The organism is Bacillus multifaciens (assembly GCF_030756675.1).
Lineage (GTDB): Bacteria > Bacillota > Bacilli > Bacillales > Bacillaceae_G > Bacillus_A > Bacillus_A multifaciens.
On record NZ_JAVBXD010000018.1, the window covers coordinates 62,949 to 86,963 of the forward strand.

General features: G+C 38.6%; 16 protein-coding genes, 2 pseudogenes and 1 riboswitch. Of the genes and pseudogenes, 12 read left to right on the forward strand and 6 right to left on the reverse strand.

The window, feature by feature from the left end; all coding sequences use genetic code 11:
* Positions 1–95: 95 nt before the first annotated feature.
* Positions 96–638: a DUF7010 family protein gene (locus Q9306_RS13235; protein WP_306199122.1), complete on the reverse strand. Its 543-nt coding sequence runs from the start codon at positions 636–638 to the stop codon at positions 96–98.
* Between the two features lie 544 nt (positions 639–1,182).
* Positions 1,183–2,943: a phosphomethylpyrimidine synthase ThiC gene (thiC, locus tag Q9306_RS13240; RefSeq protein WP_306199124.1), complete on the reverse strand. Its 1,761-nt coding sequence runs from the start codon at positions 2,941–2,943 to the stop codon at positions 1,183–1,185.
* A gap of 126 nt (positions 2,944–3,069) precedes the next feature.
* Positions 3,070–3,185: riboswitch (TPP riboswitch) on the reverse strand.
* A gap of 201 nt (positions 3,186–3,386) precedes the next feature.
* Here thiC and Q9306_RS13245 point away from each other — a divergent pair.
* Both Q9306_RS13245 and Q9306_RS13250 read left to right on the forward strand, forming a co-directional pair.
* Entirely contained in the window at positions 3,387–4,745 is a 1,359-nt protein-coding gene (locus Q9306_RS13245; protein ID WP_306199154.1) for an arsenic transporter, read from the forward strand.
* Positions 4,746–4,790: 45 nt separating this feature from the next.
* Positions 4,791–5,489: a DUF2642 domain-containing protein gene (locus tag Q9306_RS13250; RefSeq protein WP_306199126.1), complete on the forward strand. Its 699-nt coding sequence runs from the start codon at positions 4,791–4,793 to the stop codon at positions 5,487–5,489.
* A 42-nt stretch (positions 5,490–5,531) separates the two neighbouring features.
* On the opposite strand, the gene Q9306_RS13255 is transcribed toward Q9306_RS13250, so the two are convergent.
* Positions 5,532–7,193, reverse strand: coding sequence for a lactate permease LctP family transporter (locus Q9306_RS13255; RefSeq protein ID WP_306199128.1), 1,662 nt, complete (start codon positions 7,191–7,193; stop codon positions 5,532–5,534).
* A 362-nt stretch (positions 7,194–7,555) separates the two neighbouring features.
* On the opposite strand from Q9306_RS13255, the gene Q9306_RS13260 reads away from it, so the two are divergent.
* Positions 7,556–7,729, forward strand: a complete 174-nt coding sequence (locus Q9306_RS13260) for a hypothetical protein (protein WP_306199130.1) — start codon at positions 7,556–7,558, stop codon at positions 7,727–7,729.
* 250 nt (positions 7,730–7,979) lie between these two features.
* On the opposite strand, the gene Q9306_RS13265 is transcribed toward Q9306_RS13260, so the two are convergent.
* The gene (locus Q9306_RS13265; protein ID WP_306199132.1) at positions 7,980–8,483 is read right to left on the reverse strand and encodes a metal-binding protein; all 504 of its coding nucleotides are present in this window, start codon (positions 8,481–8,483) and stop codon (positions 7,980–7,982) included.
* A gap of 29 nt (positions 8,484–8,512) precedes the next feature.
* Positions 8,513–8,878 (reverse strand): YkvA family protein, encoded by a 366-nt coding sequence (locus Q9306_RS13270; protein WP_306199134.1) that lies wholly within the window; start codon positions 8,876–8,878, stop codon positions 8,513–8,515.
* Positions 8,879–9,512: 634 nt separating this feature from the next.
* On the opposite strand from Q9306_RS13270, the gene Q9306_RS13275 reads away from it, so the two are divergent.
* The 4 genes from Q9306_RS13275 to Q9306_RS13290 all read left to right on the forward strand — a co-directional run bounded on the left by Q9306_RS13275 (position 9,513) and on the right by Q9306_RS13290 (position 16,034).
* Entirely contained in the window at positions 9,513–11,435 is a 1,923-nt protein-coding gene (locus Q9306_RS13275) for an LTA synthase family protein (RefSeq protein WP_306199136.1), read from the forward strand.
* Positions 11,436–11,674: 239 nt separating this feature from the next.
* On the forward strand, positions 11,675–12,547 hold the full coding sequence (locus tag Q9306_RS13280; RefSeq protein WP_306199138.1) for a D-amino-acid transaminase: 873 nt from the start codon (positions 11,675–11,677) through the stop codon (positions 12,545–12,547).
* Positions 12,548–12,757: 210 nt separating this feature from the next.
* Positions 12,758–14,311, forward strand: a complete 1,554-nt coding sequence (locus Q9306_RS13285) for a C40 family peptidase (protein WP_306199140.1) — start codon at positions 12,758–12,760, stop codon at positions 14,309–14,311.
* A gap of 514 nt (positions 14,312–14,825) precedes the next feature.
* Positions 14,826–16,034, forward strand: coding sequence for a NupC/NupG family nucleoside CNT transporter (locus Q9306_RS13290; protein ID WP_306199141.1), 1,209 nt, complete (start codon positions 14,826–14,828; stop codon positions 16,032–16,034).
* Positions 16,035–16,273: 239 nt separating this feature from the next.
* Here the strand turns inward: Q9306_RS13290 and Q9306_RS13295 are convergent, their stop codons facing one another.
* Positions 16,274–16,408, reverse strand: a complete 135-nt coding sequence (locus tag Q9306_RS13295) for a hypothetical protein (protein WP_306199143.1) — start codon at positions 16,406–16,408, stop codon at positions 16,274–16,276.
* An 839-nt stretch (positions 16,409–17,247) separates the two neighbouring features.
* Between Q9306_RS13295 and Q9306_RS13300 the strand changes: the two genes are divergently transcribed.
* The 5 genes and pseudogenes from Q9306_RS13300 to Q9306_RS13320 form a co-directional block, all read left to right on the forward strand.
* Positions 17,248–18,096, forward strand: a complete 849-nt coding sequence (locus Q9306_RS13300) for a 3D domain-containing protein (RefSeq protein WP_306199145.1) — start codon at positions 17,248–17,250, stop codon at positions 18,094–18,096.
* 90 nt (positions 18,097–18,186) lie between these two features.
* Complete coding sequence (locus Q9306_RS13305) at positions 18,187–18,501, forward strand: DUF3910 family protein (protein WP_306199147.1); 315 nt, start codon at positions 18,187–18,189, stop codon at positions 18,499–18,501.
* 165 nt (positions 18,502–18,666) lie between these two features.
* Positions 18,667–20,286, forward strand: a complete 1,620-nt coding sequence (locus Q9306_RS13310; protein WP_306199149.1) for an SWIM zinc finger family protein — start codon at positions 18,667–18,669, stop codon at positions 20,284–20,286.
* A pseudogene (locus Q9306_RS13315) lies at positions 20,270–21,718 on the forward strand (SNF2 helicase-associated domain-containing protein); the annotation flags it as partial. The gene Q9306_RS13310 and the pseudogene Q9306_RS13315, both read left to right, overlap by 17 nt.
* A gap of 790 nt (positions 21,719–22,508) precedes the next feature.
* A pseudogene (locus Q9306_RS13320) lies at positions 22,509–23,819 on the forward strand (DEAD/DEAH box helicase); the annotation flags it as partial.
* Positions 23,820–24,015 lie beyond the last annotated feature (196 nt).

A 24,015-nucleotide genomic window follows, 5' to 3' on the forward strand; every position in this document is an offset into this window, starting at 1 on the left:
TTAGAACAGTGCTTTCAGTTTCAACTTATAAGGCACTGACCGCTTCTATGCACGGTCAGACGTTCTTGCCCAACTAAAAAGTTTCTAATTTGCGTTTATGTACAATTTCCTAAAGCCTTAACCTCAAAGCTTAACCATATAGAGAATATAATTTCTAAAGATATCATAACGATTGCCACTATTACTGGGCTAAAAATAATTCCTACTATTAAAGATGTGAAAGAAACGACTATAGCCATTACAAAATACGCTTTCGATTTATATAACCATCCAAAAGGTAGTAAATGTGCTCCAAATATTATAGCTAATACCATAGCCATTTTTTCAGGAGCTGCTTGATAAATCCACATTGCAATTAAAATATATAAGAATTGATTACAAGAAAATAAGATCCCTAAAGCATTTAATGAATTATCCTTAGTTGAAAATTCTGCTTTTATTAATTTAGATATCATAAAAGCAATTGGTAAAAGCGTTGCAGTAATACAAAATGTTAATAAGTTTTTTGTCGATACCTCTTTTATCGGAAGTAGCCATACTACTAAGATAGCACTCCACATAATGATTGAAGCCAAAATAAAATGCAATCCCCGTTTGCCCCTTACCGCTATATTCTCTCTTAATCTATCTAATTCCAATACTTCATCCCCTTTTCATAACATATTAACGAACGAAATAAACCAAATATTAGCTATTCCACATATACATTATATAGCATTTTATCCATTTTTGTAATTTTCTTGAATATCTATGTTATTTAAGCATAGCTTTACTAGGTTTCCTCCAATTCGCCTCATTTTCCATATGAAGTATTCTCCATAGAACAACAAATCCCCCTGCTCTCGCTCAGCAGGGGGATGATTATCTATATTAGGTTAGGTACACGTGATTATAGATTGAAAAGGTGTTCAGAAAGGTATTTTCTATATAAATCTATTAAAAACCCTCGCACATAAAGTGAAACTTTAATCAGTGGGGGTTTTCTTCATCCCCACTGATTATTAGCCCTCACCAATCGGGCTTTTACTGCCCGTTAATGTGGGATAAAACAAAACAGGCTCTCCACTCGCCCGCTACACGGGGCAGAAAAAGGCACTGACCGCTTCCACACACGGCTAGACGCTCTCGCTCCCCCAAAAAGAAAGGTTTTTTATTTCAGATTTTTCATTTCAGTTCTTCTACTTACCTATATAACTGACTACCTGTTCCTTTAAACTCTTCTGCTTTCTCTTTCATACCTTTCTCAATTGCTTCTGTTGTTTCTAAATCATTCTCTTTCGCATACTCACGAATATCATGCGAAATTCTCATACTGCAAAACTTCGGACCACACATTGAGCAGAAATGCGCTGTCTTTGCTCCTTCTGCCGGCAATGTTTCATCATGATATTCCATTGCACGCTCAGGGTCTAATGATAAATTAAATTGATCGCGCCAGCGGAATTCAAAACGTGCTTTTGAAAGAGCGTCATCACGCTCGTGTGCTGTTTTATGACCTTTTGCAAGATCAGCAGCATGTGCAGCAATTTTATACGTAATCACACCTTCACGAACATCATCTTTGTTTGGCAGGCCAAGATGCTCTTTCGGTGTTACATAGCAAAGCATTGCTGTACCGAACCAGCCGATCATCGCTGCACCGATTGCAGAAGTAATATGATCATACCCAGGTGCAATATCTGTCGTTAACGGTCCAAGCGTATAAAACGGTGCACCATGACAAATCTCAAGTTCTTTATCCATATTCTCTTTAATTAAATGCATCGGTACATGTCCTGGGCCTTCGATCATCACTTGAACGTCATGCTTCCAAGCAATCTTCGTAAGCTCTCCTAATGTTTCAAGCTCAGAAAATTGAGATTCATCGTTTGCATCCGCAATCGAACCAGGGCGTAACCCATCTCCAAGAGAGAAGGACACATCATACTTCTTCATAATTTCACAAATTTCTTCAAAGTGTGTGTATAAGAAGTTTTCTTGATGATGGTATAAGCACCACTGCGCCATAATCGAACCGCCGCGTGATACAATTCCTGTTACACGCTTTGCTGTAAGCGGAATGTAACGAAGCAGTACACCAGCATGAATTGTAAAGTAATCTACTCCTTGCTCCGCTTGTTCAATTAGCGTATCACGGTATACTTCCCACGTTAAATCTTCAGCAATTCCATTTACCTTTTCAAGCGCCTGATAAATCGGCACTGTTCCAACTGGTACAGGAGCATTTCGTATAATCCATTCACGCGTCGTATGAATATTTTTCCCAGTAGAAAGGTCCATAATTGTATCAGCACCCCAGCGCGTTGCCCACGTCATCTTCTCAACTTCTTCAGCGATAGATGATGAAACAGCTGAGTTCCCAATATTCGCATTTACTTTCACATGGAAGTTACGACCAATAATCATTGGTTCTGCTTCCGGGTGATTAATATTTGCTGGTAGAATAGCACGACCTTCAGCGATTTCCTTCCGCACAAACTCCGGATCCACACCTTCGCGAATTGCTACATATTCCATCTCTGCTGTAATGATCCCTTTACGAGCATAATGCATTTGCGTAACGTTTGCTCCGTCTTTTGCACGGAGTGGCTTCCGTCCCATTTGCGGGAATACAGGCGTATGTGTAGACGCTGCTTTCACCCCATCATCTTCCGGCTTCACTTCACGACCTTCATACTCCTCTACATCTCCTCGTTCCACAATCCATGAACGACGCGGCGCCTGCATCCCCTTTTCTAACTCCACTTTGTAATTCGGATCTGTATAAGGACCGCTCGTATCATACACACGAATAGCCGGGTTTGGTACACCGTTTGTATCGCTTTGTGCAATCTCACGCATTGGTACTTTCATGTCTTCACGCGTACCTTCTACATATACTTTCTTGCTTCCTGGTAAACTTGACTTCAACTCAATTTGTTCAGCTGAAACAGATTGTTTCATCATTTTTTCCTCCCCTGTGTCTTCGCTTTTCTTGTGACAAGGATGAGAACTAGCGGCTTGCAATGCCAAATAAAAAAGCCAGGTCCATCATAAAAGAATAGGACCTGGCAACATAAAGACATTGTTATGTAAAGCCGTCAACTTCCCTCCGCTGGTACGAACCAGATCAGGTCCAAAGGGTTAAGAAGCTTCAACACGCTTCTCTCTCAGCCCAGCTCTATCGGGCACCCCTAGTTTATCACTGATTAAATTTTTACTACGACCCTATCATACATCATTGTCTAAAAAATGCAAAGATATTTACATTTTTTCTTTTCCACTCAAAAAATAGTTATTTCACTCAGTACAAGCAAAATCAACACGTCATACATATGTAATATAAGCTGATATAGGAATATATTTTGTACGGACACTTCCCTATAAGAACAGGAGTGAAAGAGTTGATCAGCCTACAATCTACAATAACCATACTCGCTTTTCTCGGAACTATGCTCATCATCTTTTGGCGACCAAAAGGAATAAATGAAGCAATTCCAGCAACAGTTGGGGCAATGATTGTCATTTTAAGCGGCACCGTTTCTATTGCTGACTTAGGTGATATTAGCTCAAAAATTATTGGCGCTGCCATAACAATTATGGCGACCATTGTTATGGCGATCGTACTAGAGAGCTTCGGCTTTTTTCATTGGTGCGCTGTTCAGCTTGCGAAAAAAGCAAAAAGCTCTGGTATTCGCCTCTTTTGGTATACAAATCTTCTTTGTTTTCTCATGACATTATTCTTTAATAACGATGGTAGCATATTAATTACAACTCCCATTTTACTGCTTTTGTTACACCATTTACGACTTACACTTGATCAAAAAATCCCTTACTTATTAAGCGGTGCACTCATCGCAACCGCCTCAAGCGCACCAATTGGTGTAAGCAATATTGTAAATTTAATCGCCTTGAAAATTGTCCATATGGATTTATACATGCATACAGCAATGATGTTTGTTCCTGCCACTTTAGGCCTTCTTTTTATGGCGCTCCTATTATTCCTCATCTTTCGAAAACAATTACCGAAAACTCTCCCGGTCTTACCGATATATTTAGATGAAAATTTCATCAAAAAATCTTTTCATCCATTGCAGCCAAGGCCCAAAATAGATGAAAATCGTAAGCGAACACGATTTATGTTCGGAATGCTATTATTTGTTTTATGCGTTCGTATCAGCTTGTTTATTGCATCGTACTTTCAATTCTCTATCGCCATTACAGCGGTCATTGGCTCTATTATTTTACTTGGGTGGAGATGGTACAAACTGCGCATTCCACCAATTGACATGATTAAGAAAACACCATGGTATGTGTTAGTTTTCGCATTTTCTATGTACGTAATTGTATATGGACTTCATAACATCGGTTTAACTGAATTTCTCGTTACAAAACTTCACCCACTCATTACCAGCAGTTTATTTCATGCCGACTTTATTATGGGCGGCTTACTTTCTATCCTCTCTAACATCTTTAATAACCATCCTGCCTTAATGATCGGTACGATTGCACTTACCGAAATGGGACTAGATCCGATTACATTGAAAACAATCTATCTTGCAAACATCATTGGTAGCGACATGGGCTCGCTACTACTCCCAATCGGTACATTAGCAACCTTAATGTGGATGTATATTACAAGAAAAGGAAAAGTAAATATTAGCTGGGGAACGTATATGAAAGCGACGTTCCTCGTCATTCCACCAACTGTCATTTTCACACTACTTTGCTTATATTATTGGGTGAAATTAGTCTTCACAGCTTAAAAGTGAGGAGAAGGAGCGTATGTAAATACAAGAAAGGAGATTATTATGCTTCATTTACAAAAATATATTAATCAGCCCATACAAGTAACAATATCCGGGGAGCTTCTCCCATTTGAAGGAATTATGATTGATAAAGGATCAGATATCATCGTATTGTATGATGGAGAAAAATACATGTATATCTCTAGTTTACACATTCAACATTTAACCCCACTCACAGAATCCTTACTCTTTGAAAACCTCACAATTCCAGAATCTTTACTACCACAAGATATGTTATCAACCGAATCTACAATTTCACTTCGAAAAACACTACAAGTGGCAAAAGGCCAATTTATTGAACTCGCACTATCACACGAACATTTCTTATATGGATATGTCACTCATATTATGAATGACTATTTTGTCTTCCTCTCACCTGTCTATCAAACATTATACATTCCATTTCATCACGTAAAATATCTTATTCCATATCAAGAAGCTGAAACGCCTTATGGCCTAGAAAGGGAAAGACTATCACCAGCAGTATCAAAACTCACACTTGCCCGGACGTTTTCTGAACAATTGAAAAAACTAAAACAACATATTGTATTACTTGATTTAGGTATACAAGCTTACAAAGTTGGAAAATTAACGGAAGTAACTGACAGTCAGATCGAACTCATTACAGCACGTAATCAACATTTTCATTTCAATTTATACCATATTAAAACTGTTCATTTCCCTTATCAAAATCAAAAATAAACAACAAGGGGGCTTCCCGTTAAGAGAAGTCCCCCTTGTTGTTTAAGGAATCATCCAAGTTAAATAATAAGCTTGAATATATGTGATAATACCAATGATTGTTACAAAGAATAAACTGTGTTTCACTGTGAAGCGGAATAAATCCGATTCTTTCCCAGTAAGTCCAACTGCCGCACATGCAATTGCAATCGATTGCGGCGAAATCATTTTACCCGTTACACCGCCCGTTGTATTTGCAGCAACAAGCAATACTTCCTTCACCCCTACTTGCTGCGCTGTAATAGCTTGTAGGTTTGAGAACAATGCATTTGCAGATGTATCTGATCCTGTTAAGAATACCCCAATCCATCCAAGGAATGGTGAGAAGAACGGAAATAAACTTCCAGTTCCCGCCAACGCCAATGCTAACGTCGATGAAAGTCCAGAGTAATTTGCGATAAATGCAAAACCAAGTACTAATCCAATTGATAAAATTGGCATTTTTAATTCTTGTAACGTTTCTTTAAATGTAGCTACTGCTTGTTTTGGACTCATTTTTAAAACAAACATCGTAATGATACATGCAATCAAAATTGCTGTTCCTGTTGCCGATAAAATATCAAGCTTCAATACAGCTTCATACGGCGTTGGTTTATTAACGATTGGCTCTGCCTTCATGACTAAATTATGCAGACCCGGAACTTTAAATTTAAACACTAAACTTTCAAGCGCACCGCCTGGAACAAATAAGTCTTTAAAGAATTTTTGGCTCCAAATGACAACCATTACCGTTAAGATAATAAACGGTGACCACGCTTTCAAAACTTTTCCTGCCGTTAAATGCATTGTAGAACCAACATCTACTGTTGCCGCAGCTTCTGTTTGTCCTTCTCCAGAACGATAAATTTCTTTTGGCTGCCATACTTTTAAGAATAACGCTAAGCTCACTAAGCTTACTAATGCTGACGTAATGTCTGGAAGCTCAGGTCCGAGATATGTTGCTGTAATAAACTGTGTAATCCCGAACGAGCCGCCTGCTACAAATAATGCAGGCCACGTTTGTTTCACACCTTTTAATCCATCCATTAAGAATACGATGAAAAATGGAACAAATAATGATAGAAGCGGCAATTGATGCCCAGCCATTTGTCCTACTTTATGAGGATCAATACCTGTTACTTGACCAGCTACTAAAATTGGAATACCCATCGCTCCGAACGCTACCGGCGCTGTATTTGCAATTAAGCAAAGCCCGGCTGCATATAAAGGGTTTAAACCAAGTCCCGCAAGAAGCGCTGCTGTAATTGCTACCGGTGCCCCAAATCCAGCTGCGCCCTCTAAAAACGCCCCGAATGAAAAACCAATTAAAATAACAAGTAAACGATGATCACTTGTAATTGAAAGAACAGATGCACGAATAACATCAAACTGTCCTGTTTTTACTGAAATTTTGTATAAAAACACTGACATAACGATAATCCACGCAATCGGCCATAATCCATAAGCAAAACCATAACCAGTTGCTGCCATCGCCATCGTAAACGGCATTTTATAAACGAAAAGTGCAATTATAACTGTTAATACAACTGTAATAAATCCTGCAACATAGCCTTTCATACGAAAAACTGCTAAAGCCAAGAAGAAAAATATAATTGGAATCATTGCAACTGCTGCTGAAAGCCAAATGTTACCTAGCGGATCATAAATTTGTGTCCATGTGCTCATAGTCCCTCTTCCTTTCTAGTATCCCCTGTTTGCTAACAACCATATAAGTAGACCACCAGGTCATCAGACCTTTAGATCTAAAAAATAAAACGTTTTAGGAAAACGTTTTCATTAATGTTATATTTATACTTTATCATATTTCCCTTTATTTACAATCCCAATTTTCAAATTTTCTTCACAATTTCTTTGTTCACTTTTTCACAAATGTGATATGATTATATGTTCTGTAATAAAAAGCGTCATCCTTTTTATATATGCAAAATAAAAAATGAGATAATATTGTTATTTCCAGTTCATTCATGAATAGCAAAATAATATTTTCTTATACTAAAGTTGAAAACTGACTTTAGGAGGACTAGAAAATGGCTGAACAAAACCGAAATCAAGCTGCTATTGACGAAGGGCGCAATAAAACAAAGCGCGGCATTGAAGCAGCAAGCGATGCGATGCAAAATGCCGTTGATGCTGTTGAAGATGCTGGAAAAGCAGCAGTTGATCGTATTTCTGAAGCAATGAAAGATGTCACAGCTAGATAGTGTAGTTGCGTATGAGGAACAAGGAGTTGACTAAAAAGTGGACTTTTTAGTCAACTCCTTTCACTTTTCGGTATGATTCAGCTCAGCGGATCGACTACTTTCTTGTCGAATATCGCCGAAAGGTCTTTATATCGTGTCGAATCGCCGATATATTCTAAAGAGCGGTCGATATATCGGAAAAAGCGCCGATATATTGCAAAGAACGGTCGATAACGGAAAAAGTAAAAGCACTTGCAGTACGCAAGTGCTTTTACCATCTTCTTTTTCTTCTTTTTCTTCGTTTGCGATGCATCATCTTTTTTCGCCTCGTATTTACACTATCCGCTATAATATGTAATGTACTAGCAGCTATAACGCCCAGTACAAACGTGATAATTTCTACTTCATGCGCCTTGGCAATTTCAAGCAAGTCCCCCTCTAGCACCGTTTTATTTAACACATATAAAAACGGTGAGAAAACAAGCAGCATGTAGAGAAGCCGAATTAAATCACCAATAATAATCGTATGGGTAAGCGGTGAACGATGCGGCATCACAGTTTGATATGGATACCAAAAGATGCGAAGTAATCCCCATTTCCGATAAGCAGCACTGTGAATATCCAAATCCGGCGTTAAAAAGTAAGTCCCAACAATAAACCCAATCGCAAACGTAAGTAAAAAATCAAAATTTGTTAACCCGTAAGAAGCAAGCATAAATAATACGATAGGAAGAGAAACTAAGTTTATCTTCGTGTGTGTTTTTCCTGATGGCATATCCCATTCCTTCCGTTAGACGTTTCGCTTCATGAATCTAACTTTTGATCGATAAGTGACGTATCCACATCAGAACTAAACCATTCTCCCAATTTTGTACGCGCTTGTTCTTTTACTTCTTCATCGACATATATTGCAGCTTGTACGAGTGCAGCTGTTAATGCACCTAAGTCATCTGTATAACCAAGTCCAGCTACAAAATCAGGAATCGCATCAATCGGTGCAATAAAGTACGCAAGAGAACCAATAATTACAAGCTTTACTCGTTTTGGAACATCTCGTTTTTGTAATACATAAAACAGCAACAAGCTAGCATAAATGACTGAATGTCCCGCCTTAATTGCCGCATTTTTCACTTTATTCCAAAACGTCTCGACTGAAAAATTTTCCTTCATTATGAAATTTCCCCTCGCTATTCTTCCGCGATTTGCGGTCAATTTGTGACGAAATAAAGAAATTTAGTAAGAGCGTTTCATAAGCAAGTGATGTTCTCTTACTAATAGAAGTTTCATATTTATTTCTATTATGCCAAGTTTATTTACAACATAAGCAAACTTCACACACATACAATATAGTGTAGATTCTAGCTTGGAACGTTACTTATCATACGCTCTCATTATAGCAAACAAACGAAAAAAGAACAAGTGTTCGTCTTGTATTTTTAAATTTTTCTCAACATAAAATACTTTCTCCTACTATATATTCTTTCCCAATTTTGTTATATTTTTTAGTTGACGAGCATATAAACCAATGTTAAAGTTTTCACTGTCAGCTATAATGGAAAAAATACAAAAAATGTAAGTTTCCAGTGTGTTCCTAATAACCAAATTTTGTTGTATAATACAAAAATGACGTTGTGCTTATGGAACAACATAGAGGCAGGAAAACAAAAGGTATGCATAGTTCAAGTCATATATGGATGTATGAAAGAAAAAAACTCTATCCATGGCAAAGAAAACTATGTATTTTTTAATTTGAGCATTTTTCTCTCGAAAATTGACCAAGCCTGATAGAGAAAGGGTGAAATGGATGAAGGAATCTTTAAAATTACAATTTCAAAACGTGCGATTTACGTTATTTGTTGCCCTTACATTATGGTTAAAAACGTATATTATCACACGTACTAGCTTCGACTTAAAATTAGAATCGTTTATGCAAGAATTTATTTTATTTATTAGCCCATTAGCAACATCATTATTTCTAGTGGGTCTTGCATTATTTGCAAAAGGAAAAAAACGAAATTATATTGCACTTGGAATCGACTTTGTCCTTACTATAGTTCTTGTTGGTAACGTAATGTTCTATGGTTTCTATAATGACTTCGTAACATTACCTGTACTGGGACAAACGTCAAACTTTAGTAGTCTTGGATCTAGTGTAAAATCGCTCTTTAACTACAAAATTGTTGTTGCGTTTGCTGATCTTATCTTCTTCTTCATTCTTTTAAAGAAAAAGAATGATTACGCAAAAACAGAGCGTGTTTCACGCCCAATGCGCTCACTATATTTTGTATCAACAATTGCAATTTTCTTTGCAAACTTAGGACTTGCAGAAACAGAACGTCCCGAATTATTAACGCGTTCATTTGACCGCGTCATGCTCGTGAAAAACTTAGGTTTATATACACACCAAATATATGATCTTGGTTTACAAGCAAAATCAAGTTCACAAAAAGCATTTGCAGATGGAAGTAAGCTGCAAGAAGCAGAAAACTATGTGAAGACAGTACAAGAAAAGCCAGACCCAAATATGTTCGGCGTAGCAAAAGGGAAAAACGTAATTGTTGTATCTCTTGAATCAATGCAAACATTCTTACTTGGTTCAAAAGTAAATGGTCAAGAAGTAACACCATTCTTAAACCAATTCGCAAAAGAGAGCTATTACTTTGAAAACTTCTATCATCAAACAGGCCAAGGGAAAACATCTGATGCAGAGTTTCTTGTAGACAACTCATTATATCCATTAGATCGCGGCGCTGTATTCTTTACACACGGTAACAACGAATTTATGGCAACACCAGAAATCTTGCATGAGCAAGGTTATTACACAGCTGTATTCCATGCAAACAACGCAACGTTCTGGAACCGCAACATCGTGTACCCAGCACTTGGTTACGATCGTTACTTTAACGAATTGGATTATAAAATTACGCCTGAAACAAAATTAGGCTGGGGTTTAAAAGATATTGAGTACTTTGATCAATCAGTGGATATGTTAAAAAATGTTAAGAAACCATTCTATACACGTTTCCTTACATTAACAAACCATTATCCATTTGATTATAATGAGGCAACAAAATTAATTGAACCTTATAACTCAGGTGACGATGTATTTGACAATTACGTAGTAACAGCTCGTTATTTAGACGAAGCGTTAAAACACTTTATTGAACGTTTAAAAGCAGAAGGTCTTTACGATAACTCTGTTATTGTATTCTACGGTGACCACTATGGTATTTCTGAAAACCATAACCGTGCAATGGCACAGTTCTTAGGAAAAGAAGAAATTACAACATTTGATCACATGAACTTACAACGTACACCGTTCTTCATTCACGTTCCTGGTCAAAAAGAAGGTAAAACAATTACAGCACCTGCTGGAGAAATTGATGTAAAACCAACAATCCTTCATTTACTAGGTGTTGATACAACAAATGATATTCGTTTTGGGCATGACTTGTTCGCACCAGAACGCAAACCATTTGTCGTATTACGTGATGGAAGCTTCGTTACAGATCAATACATTTATACAAATAACACATTCTATAACCGCCTGACAGGTGAGGTTGCACAAGTACCAAAAGCTGAAGCACAAGCAATGGTTGACCGTGCTCAAAACGAATTGCACATGTCAGATAAAATCATTGAAGGCGATTTACTTCGTTTCTATGAAGGCAACAAAGTAAAAACAGGTACAATCAAAACTGCAATTAAAGAAAAAAACGCTGAGTAATCAGCGTCTTTTTTTATAGCTGCATAATCATTACACAACATTTACCAAAGTTTTACATTAAATTCACGAAACACATCTATAATAAAACATGTAAGCTTTGTCCCTAATAAACAAGCTACCCTCTTTTATGCAACGTTCTACTATAGAACGTTGTTTTTTTTGTATCATAAAGCAGGATTCTTTCTTTCAACCTTCGAATTTGTATGTGCAAACACTACTTGGAGAAGGAAGGGGAAAACATGAAATATGAACGCTTTGTATTATGGAATGGAACAATAATTGATACAACAAAAGAACAACCTCATATTGATTTAGAAGAGCGCGGTCTACAGTTTGGTGATGGCATATATGAAGTTATTCGTATTTATAAGGGAACTTTACACTTATTAGATCCACATATCACAAGGTTATACCGCTCTATGGAAGAAATTGAGCTGTCTCTTACTCTCTCAAAAGCTGAGCTTATCTCATCCTTATACGAACTACTTGAAAAGAATCAATTTCAAGAAGACGGCATCATTTATTTACAAATTTCTCGAGGTGTCAAACCTCGCATTCATGCCTTCTCTTTTGATACAACTCCAACTGTTTATGCTTACATTCGAAAAAAAGAACGACCTGCTTTATGGCTTGAATATGGGATTCGCGCGATAACAGAGTCCGATACTCGCTGGCTTCGCTGCGATATTAAGTCATTAAATTTGTTACCAAATATACTGGCGAATACGAAAGCAGAGCGAAAAGGCTGCAAAGAGGCTCTTCTCGTTCGAAATGGCATTGTCACAGAAGGTAGTCTTTCTAACTTCTTTCTTGTAAAAAATGGCATACTATACACCCATCCTGCAAATCATCTCATTTTAAATGGTATTGTTCGGCAATATATTATATCGCTTGCCCATACATTACATATTTCTCTGCGAGAAGAATTATTTAGCATTCATGATGTATATAAAGCAGATGAATGCTTCTTTACAGGTACAACCTTTGAAGTAATGCCGCTTACCCATCTAGATGGAACCCCTATTCAAAACGGACAAGTAGGCCCTGTCACAAAATTACTACAAAAAACATTTATGCAAAGCTTTTCTACTTCCAACGCCTTGTTACCTTGAATATGAATGACATTATATCCATTTATTGTAAATATATAGATATAATTTCTATAATAAGGTGCAAATTGGCACCTTTCTTTTTTTTTAACCTTTTTGTCATATATGGATTTCGCTATAAGCATTGACATCAGTCGACAACCATTTTAGAATTTTTATTAGTTGGTAATTTTTTCATCACCTAAAATACAGACAGAAAGGAATCGACAAACTATGAAAAAATATCTTGCTGGTCTTGCAGCAGTGTCTGTAGCAGGTGCAGCAGCCCCGACAATAGGGACAGTTCAGGCAGCTCCTGATCAAAACGCACAACAACCTGCAGCACAAGCAGCACAAACAACTAAAGCAGCTCCAAAAAGCGACACAAAATACACAGTAAATGCAGATGTATTACGCGTCCGTACAAGTCCTAGCACATCTTCTGACATTGCGTCTCGTGTATATGAAGGACAAACACTAAACGTAATTGGCCAGGAAAACGGCTGGTACAAAATTAGCTATAACGGAAAAGTTGGCTACGTTAGTGGCGAATTTGTAAATACGGGCACTTCTAACAGTAACAGTGGTTCTCAATCACAAGGCAACTCAACTGTTCAACCAGCAAGCGGAAATTATACAGTAAATGTATCTTCCCTTCGTGTTCGTACAGGCCCGAGCACTTCACACACACAATTAGGTTCTGTACATAAAGGACAAGTTGTACAAGTCGTTGGTGAAGTACAAGATTGGTTCAAAATTAGCTACAGCGGACAAAACGCTTATGTTAGCAAGGACTATGTAACAAAAGGCGGTTCTGACTCAAACGTTGCACAAGATAACAAACAACAAAATAGCAACAACGTTACAGTTCAAACAGGCGGTACTTATGTTGTAGACGCTACGTCTTTACGCGTTCGTACAGGCCCAGCTACATACCATGGTATCATTGGCGGCGTATTAAAAGGCCACACATTAAACGTTATTGGCGCTGAAAATGGCTGGTTCAAAGTGAAGCATAACGGAAATACAGGTTATGTTAGCAGCGAATTTGTGAAATTTGTAAAAGGCGGCACTACTACAACTAATCCGCCAGCCAACAATAACAATAACAACGATAATAACAAAGCCGAAACTCCAGCTCAAGGCGGCGGAGAATATTACATTAATGCAAGCGCATTAAATGTACGCAGCGGCGCTGGAACAGACTACGGTGTAATTGGTGCCCTGCCACAAGGACAAAAAGTACAAGTACTTGCAGACGAGTCTGGCTGGAGCAAAGTTAACTATAACGGCCGCACTGGCTACGTAGGAACTCGCTTCTTATCTAAAACACCTGTAAGCGGTGTACAAAATGATAAGCCGGCTCAAAAACCAGCTGACAACAACAACAACAGCAACAATAATAACAACACAAGCAATAACTCTCGTGATACTTCATCACTACTTTCATACGCAAAATCAATGGAAGGTGTTCCATATGTATGGGGCGGCACTTCTGCAAACGGCGTTGACTGCAGTGGTTATATTTATCACGTATATAAAAAGTTTGGCTATTCAATCAGTCGTCAAAGCGTAGCTGGATATTGGAGCAGCTTCCAACATACATCTAACCCGCAACCAGGCGATTTGATTTACTTCAAAGACACATATAAGTCTGGTCCATCTCATATCGGTATTTACCTTGGTGGTGGCAGCTTTATTCAAGCTGGGGACAATGGAGTTAAAGTGGCATCATTAAATAACTCATATTGGAGCAGCCATTTCTTAGGATATTCTAAGCCTTATTAATTAATAGTTTCAGAGCCTTCTAGATTACTAGAAGGCTCTTTTTATATAATAAAAACCCTTTTCTTTTTAGATGGACAAGTGCAACTGGCCATGCATAGAAGCGGTCAGGGCCTTTTTCTGCCACAAGCGAAGTTAAAACAAAGAGAACAAGCAAGTGCAGGTTACTTTTTGTTCAGCGTGGCGGCGACTTGTGTGTTGGAAAGTCAAAATCAGGTATATACATAAGTGCAAATGGAAAAACTGATATAAAATTCTTTTCTTTTGAAATAGGTAGGATCAGCTGGTCATGTTTTATTCTGCACAGCGGCAAATTATATATTAGACTTTATATCATTTCTTAATCGCTCATTTTATATGCTTTTATTACAATTATTGTTTTCCTATTCTGACTTTTTTACAGACGTTTGACCTCTGATGTCTGGTGTGATAAGTTACATAAGATAATGTTTTCAGAGAAACGGAGCAATTCTACTATTTGTAATGTTCCGATAATTCAGAGAGGAGATTTACAAGCATGAATGTTTTATGGGGAATTGGCGGCGTGCTTGGAATTTTGGTAATTGCAGTTTTACTGTCTTCCAATCGCAAAGCTATTAATTGGCGCACAATTTCAATTGCGCTTGCACTTCAAATTACTTTCTCCTTCATCGTCTTAAGATGGGACGCAGGAAAAGCCGTTTTAAAGCATGCTGCTGACGGCGTACAAACTCTTATTAATTTCTCGTATGAGGGAATTGGGTTCGTTGTTGGTGGTTTAGCTAACCCAAAAGGGCCTTGGGGCTTCGTCTTTATTATTCAAGCATTACTTCCAATTGTATTTATTAGTGCACTCGTAGCCGTATTATATTATTTTGGTATTATGCAATGGTTTATTACAATTATTGGCGGCGGGTTAAGCAAACTTCTTGGAACTTCAAGAACAGAAAGCTTAAATGCTGTTACAACTGTTTTCTTAGGACAAACGGAAGCACCGATTTTAATTAAACCTTACTTAGAGCGCGTAACAAATAGTGAATTCTTCGCTATTATGGTCAGCGGTATGACATCTGTTGCCGGATCTGTTCTTGTTGGTTATGCGGCAATGGGAATTCCGCTAGAGCATTTACTTGCAGCTGCTATTATGGCTGCACCTTCAAGCTTATTAATTGCAAAATTAATGATGCCTGAAACAGAAAAAGTAAATAATGATGTAGAGCTTTCTACAGAGCGTACAGATGCAAACGTTATTGATGCAGCAGCACGCGGTGCATCTGAAGGGATGCAACTTGTTATTAACGTTGCAGCAATGCTTATGGCATTTATCGCATTAATCGCTGTATTAAACGGTCTACTAGGATGGGTTGGTTCTTGGTTCCACATTAAACTAAGCCTTGATCTAATTTTTGGTTACCTCCTTTCTCCGTTCGCTATACTAATTGGGGTTCCGCCTCATGAAGCGATTCAGGCTGCTGGTTATATCGGACAAAAACTTGCAGTAAATGAATTCGTTGCATACGGAAACTTAGGTAAGCATATGGCAGAGCTTTCTGATAAAACAAACATTATTTTAGCGTTTGCAATTTGCGGATTCGCAAACTTCTCATCTATTGCGATTCAATTAGGTGTGACTGGTACACTTGCTCCTTCACGCCGTCAACAAATCGCGCAATTGGGAATTAAAGCGGTAATTGCAGGTACATTAGCAAACTTCTTAAACGCTGCTGTAGCAGGCATGATGTTTTAATAAATAAAAAGATCCATCTTAAGTTTATTTTCACTTAAGATGGATCTTTTTATTTATACTTGGTTTCTGATTTAAACACAATAAGCAAAAAACAAGCGCAGAGCTACCGTATGCTCTGCGCTTGTTTTAGCCATAAAACTTATATATCGAACTAATACCCCTTAGTTGAAAGTTACTTCACGCCCATCCCCCAATGAACGTAATACTTTCTTATCATAAATACGAAAAAAAAGTGGACACTACTTCTGCGAGACAAGTTGCTTTTCTCGCTCCCCTGTAGTTTTCTCTATTTTCTGCTCTGCGTTTTCATGTACCGCTCGTTGTGTAGCACGCTTTAAACAAATATGTTTCCACTTTCGTTCGTAACGTTTCATTATTCTTGATGTCCTCCCCTTGATTGCCATGAAACTTTAATTGAAATCGCTTACAGGAAATAATATAGCACATATAGAAAGATGTGACAACACATTTTCGACACTTTTTTGTAAATATCATGCAAAATTAAATGTTATATGCCTAACAATGTTTTCAACTCATTCTATCTACCTTCTTACCAGCGATCATAAACAGCATTTTCCGAAACGCAAGTCGCCGCTATGCCTCATACAACATGAACGCTACTTGCTTTCTCCCTATGGTTTAAACCTCGCATGTGGCAGGAAAAGGCCCTGACCGCTTCTATGCACGGCCAGACGCTCTCGTCCTCCCCTTTTCATGTCGTTTTTTAACTTATATATAGAAAGAACTGTTACGAAGCAAGTCCCTCAATCATCTCATTCACGTACTATTACAGACATGAAACAGGCCCAATTTGTTCTATGACACCTTCTTTTTTTGTAACAATTACATGATGTTTTTTCTTAAAATCAGGCTATAAATTGTGAAAAATAACACAAATTAATTATATTTTTATAACTATATTGTTTGTGAAATAATAAAATCCTCTATTTACGCAACACTTCTATAATCACTTTGTAATATGAGTGAAATACGATTAACTGCTTTGCAATATCTCATTTCCGCTCCTCAATCCTTAAATATGCAATAGAATCTTTTAAAACATAAGAAAAAAGCGTTTTCTTTATACTTCTTTTTATATTACAAAGTATTAATGAACTGTTACGAATGGTTTGTAATTGTGTGTTATCCCATTTTCCTCAAAAATCTGTTGCTATAATGAGGTCACGAAAACAAAAGCATTGGAGGCTATTTCATGAAAAAGTTACTTGGTATAGCAACAGTAGCAGTTTTTGGTCTTGGGATTTTCACTTCTTCTGCACAAGCAGAAACAGTTGTTAAAACAGACGTATTAAACGTACGAGAAAACCCAACTATTGAATCAAAAGTTGTAGGCAAAGTATTAGATGGTAATAAATTAGATGTTAAAAATACAGAAAACGGTTGGCTAAAGGTTAACCTAAATGGTAAAGAAGGATTCGTAAGCGCAGAATTTACGAAAAACATCTATTATGTAACAGCAAACGTATTAAACGTACGCGCTGATGCAAACACAAACTCAGAAATTTTGGGCACATTAAAGAAAGATGATGTGATCGAGACAACACATCAAGTTCAAAACGACTGGTTACAGTTTGAATATAACGGAAAAACAGCTTATGTAAATGTTCCTTTCTTAACAGGTAATGCACCTGTCGTAACAGCACAGGAACAAGCACCTGCGCCGGCAAAAGCTGCGCCAGCTCAAGCTCAAAAAACGCAGACTGCTACAGAAACAAAAGCTGAAAAAGCTGATGGCCGTGAATTAACAGTTGTCGCAACTGCTTACACAGCTCATCCAAGCGAAAATGGCGGCACACACGGCGGTCGTGTATTAACTGCAATGGGGCATGACCTAACAGCAAATCCAAATATGAAAATGGTTGCTGTTGACCCGAAAGTCATTCCACTTGGTTCAAAAATTTGGGTAGAAGGATACGGCGAAGCAGTTGCTGGTGATACTGGCGGTGCAATTAAAGGAAATCGTATCGACGTCTTAGTAGGCTCTGATGGCGCTGCAAACAACTGGGGACGTAAAACTGTAAAAGTGAAAATTATAGACTAATTACTACTGTTGCTAAAAAAAACGAGCCAGCTCTCATTAGTTGAGAGCTGGCTCTTATTTTTTTTATAATAGAAGAAAGGAGGCATTCATATGGATATAAATGCAAACGTTGACTGGATTGGCACGCCAACTCCGTACATATATAAAGATGCCGTTACATACGATGCAACTACAATTGATTTTTCATTAGAGCATGACGATAACCGTTATAGACTCATCATCTTACAGCACGGCGAGGACGTAGAATACAAAATCATACAATACGGCGTCAAGCCTGGCAGCCAAAAACCATTTCCAATCGATACAGGACTCCACTTCAAAAATAAAACGATTCCTTTAATCGAAATGGTTCTGCAAGATCCTTATGTACAAAGCATATTACAGCAAAAGACTACCTCTTCATAGGAGAGATAGTCTTTTTAGTTGAATGAAAGAGAAAAATTTAGGAGATAACTGCCCATAGGAGCTCGATTGGGTGGGCTAACCCTCAGTGGAAAGAACAAAAACCCCACTGAAGGAAGTTTCACTTTATAATAGAAAAGAAGGAAATCTTTTGCGCGGAGGAACATTATGCTGCAACATTCAATTACGAAAGATGAAATTATGGAAATTGCCAATGAGTTTTTGAAAGGACTCGATCCACAGCAAGCGGCTGACAAAGAACAAGTATCAAATGCACTTCAGCTCTATCGTAGTGGCCTCGTGTATAACGTTGATTTCGATGGATATACATTATCAGGAACAATCGAACATGACGGAAATATTTATAGTGTTAATATTCCAATTCGCAACGTGTCCGAAAGTTACTGTGATTGCTTTTCACCAACGCAATGTGAGCATATGCTCGCCGTATTACTATATGCAGCTTCAAGCTTTGGACAAGTAGGAGACATTCTAACTTTATTTAAGAAGAAAACGAAACCGGCGCTCCCGCCCATTCGCACAGCACGGCAAATGCTGCAAATGACCGATTTTAACGATACAGATTATGAAAGCTGGCTTCCGTACTTCGAATCTGAATACGATGCATTTGCGAAAGAACACGCACGCCTTTCATACAAACAAATGTATTTTCTGATGAACGTTTTCACAGAGTTCTATATGAAAATTGAACGAAAAGCACCGCGCATTGTTACAGTTCACGAATTATTTAAACTGAGTGCAGCACTCTTTTCTTTTCAGAAGCTACTGAAAGAAATTGAAACATTTGAAGCCGATAAACTCTATTCTTATCATCAACCACTCAATATTGTAAGGCTCTTTGTTAATAAAATAGAAAACATTGTACAGGATTTGAAAGCCGAACCATTTCAAGATGTACTTCAACCGTTTCTGCAGCACATCGCTGAGATGCTACATACAATTTTCTTCTCTAGCCCTTCTTATACACAGGAGCGATTCTTTATTTATCGTCACCTATGGGGAGAGCTGTTCGTAGAACCAAATTGGATACTGGAAGAACAGCAGCGGATTGAAACAAAAATGCATCCTTTATCAAAAGCACTTGCATCCGCTCATCTTCTCTTTCTACAGCGAAAAGATAAAGAGGCAATGGATGTACTAAGAGCGCAGCCACCACAAGTTGTTGGCCTTTACTTTGATTGGCTTGAAGATTTATTGAATTCCATGCAGTGGGAGCGGGCAAAAGGGTGGCTGTCCTTCACTTACAAGCGAGTGAAAGAAACGATAACGACCGAGCACGATTCCTACTTTGTGAAAGATGTTGTCCGCTTATTTATGACGATGTATGAAACATATGCAACGCATACGAACGAGCAAGCTGGCTATGAGATGATTCTTCAAGAATTATTACCACATAGCTTCACCAGCTACGAACAATATGTACTTGCCAAAAAGCAGTACCACACATGGACAGAGCTTCATTTACTGTATGGGTTTGAGGCAATTGAACTATTAAAAGAAGCATTAAAAGAAGTTGAAAAAGAAGCGCCGGAAGCTGCTCTTCCGCTCTATCATTATGCTGCCATGCAAGCTATTGAAGAAAAGAATCGCAAATCGTACCGCAGAGCTGTTCGCTACTTAAAAAAACTAAGAACACTTTATAAAAAGCTCAAACGGGTAGATGAGTGGGAGTCTTTCATTATGATCATTGCCTCCACTCACTCACGACTGCGAGCATTACAAGAAGAACTGCGGAAAGGGAAGTTGATCCATGACAACACAAATTGACATTATCATTCGGCTCGAACGAATGAAACAAAACTGGTTTCTTTGGGCAGAGGATGAAACAGGGAACAGTTTGCCTGTAAGCACTTGGAAACAACATGCATTCACATGGCACTCCTCTTCTTTCTATGGAACACTTCTGCAAGAAGGAACATATGAACAGCGGAGCGGTATTATTTTAAACGCTACTCAAGCATTTGAATATATCGCCAAAAAGCCGGTAAATTCATTTACAAAACTACAAACAAGCGCAGCAATTAGCGAACTCGCGCCAATGGCAGAAAAAATGTGGGAAGCTTACACAACAGGAGACTTCCTTCCCGATATCAAGCAATGGGATCAATATCCTTCCTGGAAAATCGCTCATGAAGAAGAAATAGATGAAACAGTGCAAACATTGTTTTCAGAAGCCATTAATGAAACACTGCGCCATCAAACTCGTTCTGGCACAGCATGGGAAGATGCAAAGCGCTTATACGAGCATTATGACTTTACGAAAAGACAACTCGAAACAGCCATTCATGAAAACGATTGGCTGCGTAAAATTGGCTATATCGAAGATGATCTGCCATTTGCAGTTGGACTTCGTCTCCAAGAACCGGAGGATGATTTTGAAACGTGGCAGCTCGAAACAATATTAACACCAAAGCGCGGCGCTCATCGAATATACGTATATAAAGGTACTGAGTCTCTGCCAAAAAGATGGTTAAACCATGAAGCACGTATTACAGAAACGCAAGAAGGTTTCGGCAAACTCGTACCTTGGTTAATGGAAGATACTCTATTTCGAAGTGAATTATACGAAACGGAAGCTTGGCGGTTTTTAACAGAAGCCAGCAATGAATTGCTAGCAGCTGGGATTGATATTTTACTGCCATCTTGGTGGCAAAACTTGAAAGCAAATAAACCAAAGCTGCGCGTCCAAGTGAAACATAATGCAACAGCAGGACAAGCATTCTTTGGCATGAATACACTCGTAAATTTTGACTGGCGTATCTCTACAAACGGCATCGATTTAACAGAGGCCGAATTTCTTGCGCTCATTGAACAAAACAGACGTCTTATCCACATAAACGGACAATGGATGAGACTTGACCCTGCCTTTATCAAAGAAGTGAAGAAACTGATGAAGAAAGCAGACAAATACGGACTTGAAATGAAAGACGTCGTGCAGCAGCGATTACTTCGCGGAGCAGAAACAGAAGTAATTGAAGAAGAAAGTCCATTTGCAGATATGGAAATCGAACTCGATGATTATTATGACAAGCTGTTCGACAGATTGCTGCACATCGGAGAGATTCCATCTATACAAGTACCACCTTCCTTACAAGCAACGTTACGACCATACCAGCAGCAAGGAGTCGAGTGGCTCCTCTATTTACGAGAGCTTGGATTTGGTGCGTTGCTAGCCGATGACATGGGACTTGGTAGTGCGAAACGTTCGTATATAAGTGTTGCCTAAACACGAAATTACGGGAATAAGGTTTCACCTTATTCTAACTGTATCGTTGAACAATTAGGTGAAACTCCTAATGAGAACAAATGACCTTTCTGTTCTATCTATAATACTCCTGCATGCAGCAACTTACCTTTATAAGTTGCTGTATGAGAGCCAGGTGAAGTCGTCTACTGATGGGAGCCTACACTTCCTGATATGAGGCGGTAGTCCTTAAAAGTATTCTATGGTGAGCGAAGACGAACCCTCGTCATGCACGCACCGTTATCCATAGCCATCTTACGTAGGTCAAAGGATGGTCTGAGTGAAATATTTGTATATTTTCCTAAGATACAAATGCTGCTTCGTTACTTTGCCTAAATGACGAAGTTGGCTCAAGAAGTTGAGGTCAATCTAACTTGAGCGAAGTAACTCCGGTGTATAGAGGGCACCTAAGGAATGCAAAAGAAGGGATAAACGATACGGAACGTTTGAGATTCAGTTCGTGGAGTATGAAGGTACGGTGAAGCGAGTTGAAAGTCAGCGGTGCCATAGTAGCGATAATAGATGGGCGTTGATGTGACTATAAAGCAGACGAAATGCTGTGGAAGTGTCACGGAGCAGAAAAACATCTTAGCGAAGGGCACCAGTCGGTAGTGAAAGCAAGTAGAGAAAACTACCTGTAAGTAGAACACTATCGATGGAACGCCGTGTGCATTGAAAGGTGCATGCACGGTGTGGGACGGGGGAAAAGCCAGAGATAACTTCAAAGGCTTACCTATCGTCATAAAGCATCCAGACAATTACTTACTTACTATATATAAAAGAACACAACCTAAAAACAGGCCCAGCGCTTATTGTGGCGCCTACATCTGTTCTTGGTAACTGGCAAAAAGAATTTGAGCGCTTTGCACCGAGCTTACGAGTGAAACTCCATTACGGCGGCAACCGAGCAAAGGGAGAAGATTTGTCCACTTTTATGCAAGATGCCGATGTAATTTTGACATCCTATGCACTCACGCAGCTTGATGAAGAAGAGCTCAGCTTACAGCGCTGGGATGCGATTATTCTCGACGAGGCGCAAAATATTAAAAATCCGCACACGAAACAATCGCGTGCTGTTCGAAAGTTACAAGCAAATCATAAAATCGCTTTAACAGGAACACCGATGGAAAACCGTTTATCAGAATTATGGTCGATCTTTGATTTCCTGAATCACGGCTATCTTGGCAGTTTACCGCAGTTTCAGCGCCGCTTCGTAACGCCGATTGAAAAGGACCGCGATGAAACAAAGATTCAGCAAGTGCAGCGCTTAATCGCACCATTCTTACTGCGCCGCACGAAGCAAGATAAATCCGTTGCCTTGAACTTACCAGATAAACAAGAGCAAAAAGCATACTGTCCGTTAACGGCGGAACAAGCATCGCTCTATGAACAACTCGTTAAAGATACGTTAAAGAATGTAGAGGGATTAACAGGCATTGAGCGCCGCGGCTTTATTTTGCTTATGTTAAATAAACTAAAACAAATTTGTAACCATCCCGCTCTCTATTTAAAAGAAGAGCTACCCGCAAACTTAACCAGTCGTTCTATGAAAACAGAAACATTATTAGAACTCGTTGAAAACATACGGGATCAGCATGAAAGCTGCCTCATTTTTACGCAGTATATTCGAATGGGAAATATGCTGAAAACATTGTTAGAAGAACATTTTGGAGAGCGCGTCATCTTCTTAAACGGCAGTGTACCGAAGAAAGAGCGCGATAAAATGATCGAACAGTTCCAAAACGGACAGCACGGTATTTTCCTGCTCTCTTTAAAAGCGGGCGGAACGGGACTAAACTTAACTGCGGCGAATCATGTTATTCATTACGACCGCTGGTGGAATCCTGCCGTTGAAAACCAAGCGACAGACCGCGCTTATCGCATCGGTCAAAAACGCTTTGTCCATGTGCATAAACTCATTACAACAGGAACACTTGAGGAAAAAATTGATGAAATGCTCGAGCGGAAACAATCGCTCAATAATGCAATTATCACAAGTGAAAACTGGATTACAGAACTATCTACAAACGAGCTGAAAGAACTATTAGGAGTGTAGGCGATCGTGTCGTACATTGTCGAGGAATCTTTATATCGTGTCGAAGCGCCGATATATTCTAAATTGCGGCCGATATATTCCCAAAATCGCCGTTATATTCGATGATGTATAAAAGTATGTGTAAGCATTTTTCTGGACAAAAAAAATAAGACAAAGTACTCTCAGGTTTGTCCAGAACCTATAAATGAGAGGAGAC